The organism is Bradyrhizobium sp. Unk1 (assembly GCF_059512345.1).
This window is the reverse complement of record NZ_JCAMOP010000111.1, coordinates 1-6088: the sequence shown is the minus strand read 5'-3', so window position 1 is coordinate 6088 and position 6088 is coordinate 1. Positions and strand designations below refer to the sequence as shown.

Here is a 6088-nt window from a genome sequence, read left to right as displayed (position 1 = left end):
CCTCCACCGAATCGAGATGATAAAGTGAATCATCAAGCCCCCTCCCTGGCGAGGGGGTTCTTCAGCAGACTGCTAGAGCAGTTCCCGATCAAGTTGGCTTGTATCCGGCGGCTCCGAAGTAGTTGGCGCATTCGCGCGGCGTAAAGCGGGCGAGGCAACGTCCGATGGCAGCCCACAGGCCTTCGACGGTACGCTCGGCGGCCGTGCGCAGCAGCGCTTTCAGCTTTGAGAAGGCGTTCTCGATCGGATTGAAGTCGGGACTGTAGGGCGGAAGATAGAGGAGCTTTGCACCGGCAGCTCGATCGCCGCGCGGACGCTGGCGCCTTTGTGGCTGCCCAAATTGTCCATGACGACAATATCGCCCTGCCGCAATTCCGGAACGAGAACGTGATCAGCATAGGCCTGGAGTCACCTCCCGTTCGGCGTGGAAGCCATTGCGGACCACCAGCCGATGCCCCCCTCGTCAACCTTGTCGGCGAACTGCTCGACGTACGCAGCAACCTCAGCCTGCAATGCGGCCGCGAGCATCTGCCGGGCGGCGTCGCGAACGATCTGGTCGAGCAGCGACCCACCGGCTCCCTCGGCGTCGTGGACTACCTTGAGCATGGGTGTGCCTTCCCGAGCCGGCGCTCCAACGCCGACCCTGATCAGAGTGATGGATTCCAGATCTTGCTCGGGAGGTGCGCCCGCTTCACGTCACCCCGCCAGGGCCATCCAGAGGTTCTGATCATTGCTCCTTTACTCCCGGCGGGTTTACATTCGCCTCCAAGCAGAAACCGTGAGGTCGGGAGGCAGCAACAAAGGAGAAAAGTGGCACCTCCTCGAAGGGCGATCCGAAGACTATGCTGATCGTCGACTAGCTAGTCGTCCCCACCCGGTCCTTGGATCGAATTGCGAACAGAGTGCCCCATCAGCTTCGACTGGATGCGAGCTAGCGCGTCACTGAGCCTCGCCGCTTCATTGAAGCGTGTCTCCGAATATAGCGGGTGCGCGGATGGATCGTGCAAGAGGGCCTCCGCTGTATTCGTGAGCCGGCGAAGGGGCGTCCTCAGCCACTGCGCCGCACAAAAGAGCAGTGCTAGTGTGGCAATGGCACAAGCACCGAAACTGCTCCAGAATGATCGGATTAGATTACGGGTGGACGCAAGCGACTCGTCGGCACTCTGCCGAACCAGAAGAGACCAACCGAAGCTTGGAAGGTTCGCGAAGCCGACCGTCGGAACGATCACTGTGAAGTAGTCCCTGCCGTCAGGCCAACGTTCGCGCAGAGACGCAGTCGTGACGCGACTAGCCGCAAGCGCGGAGCCGATGTTGAGCGGCTTGTTGATAAGATCCGGCGGACCAAACAGGACGGTTCGATCCCCCGAAAGCAGCAGCACGTCAATGCCGGGTACTTGTAACGAGTCCATGCCTTCTGCGACCCATTTCCAGTCAAGGTGGGCGCCGATGACCCCGGCAACGGAGCCGGCGTGGCGCAACGGCGCTGCCAGGTCGATAAACCGATAGGGCTCACGAGATGCAGGCAACTGGGTGGCCAGTAGTTGAGCGGCATGCACATCGATAGCCGCCGGCGAGACAAGGCCCCGTCTGAACCAAGGTCGCTGTGCAACGCTTACTCCTTCGAGCATGCCGTCTTTAGCCGCGAGAATGGTCCCTTCGAGATCCGCGACGCCGAGCCAAGTGTAGCGTCGATCAAGGCGGCTCAAGAAGTCGATGTGTACTCGCGCATTCTTAAGATCTGCTAGGTCAATGAGCTCAGCGGACCGCGCTACATCCATCCAGACCCCATAGAGCCGGCGGGCCAACAGCGCAGAACTCATTTCGCCGCGAATTCTTAACGCGTCGAACTGCAGCTTTTCTCCCCCTTGCTGTAGCAAGGCCGTGTAGATCGTCGCGGTCACCACGGCCGGCACCAATATGAGCAAGGCGCCTCCACAGAACACCAAGGAGAGCAGGCTCGGTCTTTTCGGCATCTCGCGCTCCTCAACTCGTTAGAGCTCGCGCCAACTCGCGGATCATTTGCAAGATGTTCCCTCGATCGGCCCCTGGCATGGCGGATTCAGTGTGAAGCTTCTTGATAATTTTCGCCCTTTGCTCGGGAGTTGGAGAGAACTTGATTCGATAGCCATCACGAGTAGTCGCAGCAACATGCGCGTCTACTCCGCTAATCCCGGGCAGGTCGAGCTTCCCTGCTGCTCCGGCGGAAAGTCCGGATGGACCGCTGATTCGAGCGCCCCCTCGGCCCAGATTGAGAAGCCATCCGCGATGCTTCTCACCTTGGATCACCAACGTGATGGGTTCTGGAATCTGGCGCTGAGGTCGATCGTATCGCGGTCGTTCAATGCACACCACAACTGCCAAGAACAGCGCCAGAATGTTGTAAACTGTCCAGAACATCACGATAGCCGTGCCGTCGCCCGCTGTTGCGGACGTATCGAAGACAAACTCGGAGTTCAACGGCGCGATCAAACCGCCGATCGTCAGAGCGAGCAGGAGTACAAACGGTCGCATCAACGCCCATTGAACAACGACCTTGGTGCGGTCGCCGCCTTTGGCCGTCACCGAGAATTTATGCGATCCGCTGGTGAGAAGCCCGAGAGCAGCTGCCTGGCTGATGGGCCAGGCAGCGATCAGTTGAGCCGTATCGTTCAGAAGCGGGACAAACAACCCTTTTGAAAGCCAATTCAGGGACACCAGAACCATTAGGTAATAGGGTACATAATAACTGATAATTTCCACCAGCGACGCGTTCACGATGGTGATGCCGAACCACCAGTACAACAGTGGGCAAATCAGGCTGGCAAGCCTGAAGGGAAAGGTGCTGACCCAGTAGAGCAATGAATCCAGGATCCCGATTCGATGCATCAGACCAAGGCTGCGCATGCCAAAGGGGCTGTATGAGTTGCGGACAATTTGCATCAAGCCGAGGCACCACCGTCCACGCTGAGTAATATATTCTTTCAGTCCTTCGGGAGCCAAACCTTCAGTCAACGGCTCGTTAAGGTACACAGTTTGCCAGCCGCTTTCCGCAAGCTTGAGGGTGAGCAGGAAGTCCTCGGTTACGCTTTGCGTTGGAATCCAGCCAATCTGCTCGGCGGCCTGGACCCGCATTACGGATGATGTCCCACAGCAGATGGCAATCCCCCAAGCGTCCCGCGCTGGCTCGACGTTGTCAAAGAAATGACGTTGTTCATCCGGATATGCGGTGCTTATTCCAAGGTTATGTTGGATCGGATCAGGATTGAAGAAGTGCTGCGGGGTTTGCACGAGCGCGACGCTTGGCTCGTGAAACAACGCTAGCGTCCGCTCGATGAAGTCCGCATGGGGAACGAAATCTGCGTCAAGTACAGCGACAAAGACCGGGGGGGCTGGATCGCGGGCGCGCACGCGAAGTGCATGGTTAATGTTCCCCGCTTTAGCATGCTCTTTATCCGAGCGCGCGAGATATCCGATTTCGTGCAGCTCGCAAAGTTGCCGCACCCAATTCCTAGCGCCGTCGTCGAGGATAAAAATCCGAAGCCGTGGATAGCGGATTTGCGTCGCGCCAATGATAGTGCGTTCGAGCACTTCCGACGGCTCGTTGTAAGTCGTGATAAAAACGTCCACACGCGGCGCTTCTCCAGGCAGCCACCATTCGGAGTACTGGTCTGCTTCTGCCGACCGCTCTTTCACCCGCGACAGTATGAAAAACGCGATGGTAGAGGAAAGCATCGTCAGAGCTTCGAGGATGGCGAATCCCCAACTGAACAGCGCGTCCGCAGTCCAGTCGAGCGGTGCCAGCGTTTCGGTGAAGCGCCAAACCATATAACGCCAAGACAGTACGGCAGCCGCCCCCAGGAGAAGAGCGCGCCAATACCACTTCATCGGATTGAGCAACGGAAAGACGGTAAGGCGAAGCCCAATTATGAAGGCAGCGCCTGCGAAGGCAGCAACGAGTGGGGACAGCAGAAGCATCAGAGTCCGTACCGCGTTATAAAGCGACGGAATTGTGCGATTGGGCCAGCTGTGAAGATGACGCGTCCAGTGCGTCCAATCGCGCAGCCGAGATCTGCCTCTCCTGCAAGATCCGGAACTGTCACTGTGACATCAAAGCGCTGGAGATGTTGCGCACTTGGACCCACAGCAAGATTGGTGTAGAGCGAGGCCGCACCGGATCCGCCAAGGCGGGTTATGGTTCCATTGAAAATACGATCATCTCGAAACAACCGAAATTGCACGGCCGTTCCCACCGAGAGGCCGTCGTAGAGAGATTCGCTGACGCCCGCGGTGACGATCAGTGTACTGCAGTCTGCGATCTTGACGAGATCCTGGCCGCGCCGCGCGTATTGGCCATCGTCTATTAGTATGTCCCAGACTAGACCAACGACGCTGGCATTAAGGGTAGCGAAGCTCAAATTATTGACACGAAGACGCTCGGCATCGATTTGCCGGCCGAGCTGTACAATACGTGCTTTCACCTGCTCCTTGTCGACATTTAGCTCGCCCAGCCGCTGCTCGAGCTCTCGGATACGTTGGGCCGAGGAGGGAGCGTCGTTATAGGACTCCCCGATGAAGACGCCGTCGCGAGCAGACGTAAGTTCCGTCTCTAAATATTTCACTCGCTGCTGCGCACTCTCCAGTTCTTGCTGCGCTACGTCGTAAGTTGCGCGAGCGCGATCCAAATTCGCCGCCGTCTGTACACCACGCGTGCTTAGTTCGTTTGCTCGCTTGAATTCTGCGTCCGCTTGACGAAGGCGTGTGGCCGCAGCGTCTTGAGCTGCTTTCGTTTCGGCAATTCGAGCCTCAATCTGCCGAACCCTTCCGCGCTGGTAATCAGTTGATTGAACATCGAAGCGAGACATGGATGCGGACAATGCCTCTCGCTGGCCAACGAGACGGTTGAGCTCGATCTGCTGGTTCGTGCGATCGCGATCAAGCTCAAGAAGCCTCGCGGTATCGAAGCGTTGGTCGTTGATTTCTGCTATGAGCTCGCCGGGGCTAATGCGCGCGCCGATGCTCTTTACGGCAAGCGTTACCTTTCCTTCGATCGGGGCGCGAACGATGTAGAGCCGAGCATTGAGTGTAGCATCCGCCGATGTTCCAGCGAAGTGCTCACCAATAATAACGTACAATGCCACTGCCAACAGGGCCAAGCCGACGATTGCACGTACGAGCCTCATAAGGACATTCCAACTGCATTTATGACGGGAAGGTCGCGCAGCGTATTTCTGAGCAGCCCACGGTCCAATCGTTTTCGCCTAAGCTGCCCTCCGCCCTGCTTTGGATTGCCAAGTCCGGTGCCGCTCGGATGCGAGTGTTAGCGGCTCAGCGTCATGATCAGACTAACAGGCTGGTAAAGAATAGCTTCGTGATCTCAGCGGCGGGAGGATCCGTATCGTCAGAAGTGAAAACGTTCATGAATTCATTCCTGCAGTTCCAGCAGCGCCAGAGATCTTGGACCTTCCGCGCACCGATGCGTTCATGCCACTCGAGGTGGACCAATGCAGAGCCACATTGAGGGCAGTTTTTGTGACGTGCTATTGAGACCGACTCCATGTGGCAGCTCGTGTCATTGCGCCAAAGGGCCACAGCCGAAGAAGCGTTAGTGTAGCCGCCGCTTCGTAGGCGGCTCCCGTGGATGCACTTCTCTGTTCAAACCCTGTGCCAACTGCGACAAGCTTGATCAGTAAGGAATATTGTTTCACGGAAGTGCACCAGACCGACTGCATGTCGGAAATCGGACAGTCTTTGTCATGTTCTAACGTACGGTCGCAAATCGGATTAAGTCTCGCGATGGAAGCCTTGGGGGATCGTTTGGTGCTGAGTAATGCGGCCTGGGAGGTTTGGCTGATCATAAACGGCCTGATCAGGAGGCCTCCCACCTGAAGGGGACCAGCGGATGCCCGTGGAAGTGTGAGTTGGATCGCGTGCGTCGGGCTTCGCCGTTACCCTGCCCGTCCTTCGCGCCTGCGCAACCCAGCGTATCGCGCTCGACGCGCCCACTCGAAAGTGCGCCGCTGCCGCTCGACGGTAAGGCCGTATGTCCGCCTCTTCCAGTGAGGTGGCTCGCCCTACACTGCGCGTCCGAGGGTTACTCGGGCGTACCGAG

General features: G+C 57.8%; 3 protein-coding genes and 2 pseudogenes. All 5 read right to left on the bottom strand.

The annotated features are described in order from the left end of the window. Positions 1-88 precede the first annotated feature (88 nt). A pseudogene (locus tag AC5ZFO_RS46900) lies at positions 89-393 on the bottom strand (transposase); the annotation flags it as partial. Between the two features lie 16 nt (positions 394-409). Next, positions 410-606: pseudogene (locus AC5ZFO_RS46895) on the bottom strand (IS256-like element IS6120 family transposase); the annotation flags it as partial. 254 nt (positions 607-860) lie between these two features. Beyond that, the gene (locus AC5ZFO_RS46890; protein ID WP_496124125.1) at positions 861-1973 is read right to left on the bottom strand and encodes a cache domain-containing protein; all 1113 of its coding nucleotides are present in this window, start codon (positions 1971-1973) and stop codon (positions 861-863) included. A gap of 10 nt (positions 1974-1983) precedes the next feature. After that, complete coding sequence (locus AC5ZFO_RS46885) at positions 1984-3954, bottom strand: glycosyltransferase family 2 protein (protein WP_496124124.1); 1971 nt, start codon at positions 3952-3954, stop codon at positions 1984-1986. Further along, positions 3954-5159, bottom strand: coding sequence for an HlyD family secretion protein (locus tag AC5ZFO_RS46880; RefSeq protein ID WP_496124123.1), 1206 nt, complete (start codon positions 5157-5159; stop codon positions 3954-3956). Before AC5ZFO_RS46880 ends, AC5ZFO_RS46885 begins: the two co-directional genes overlap by 1 nt. Positions 5160-6088: the final 929 nt, after the last annotated feature.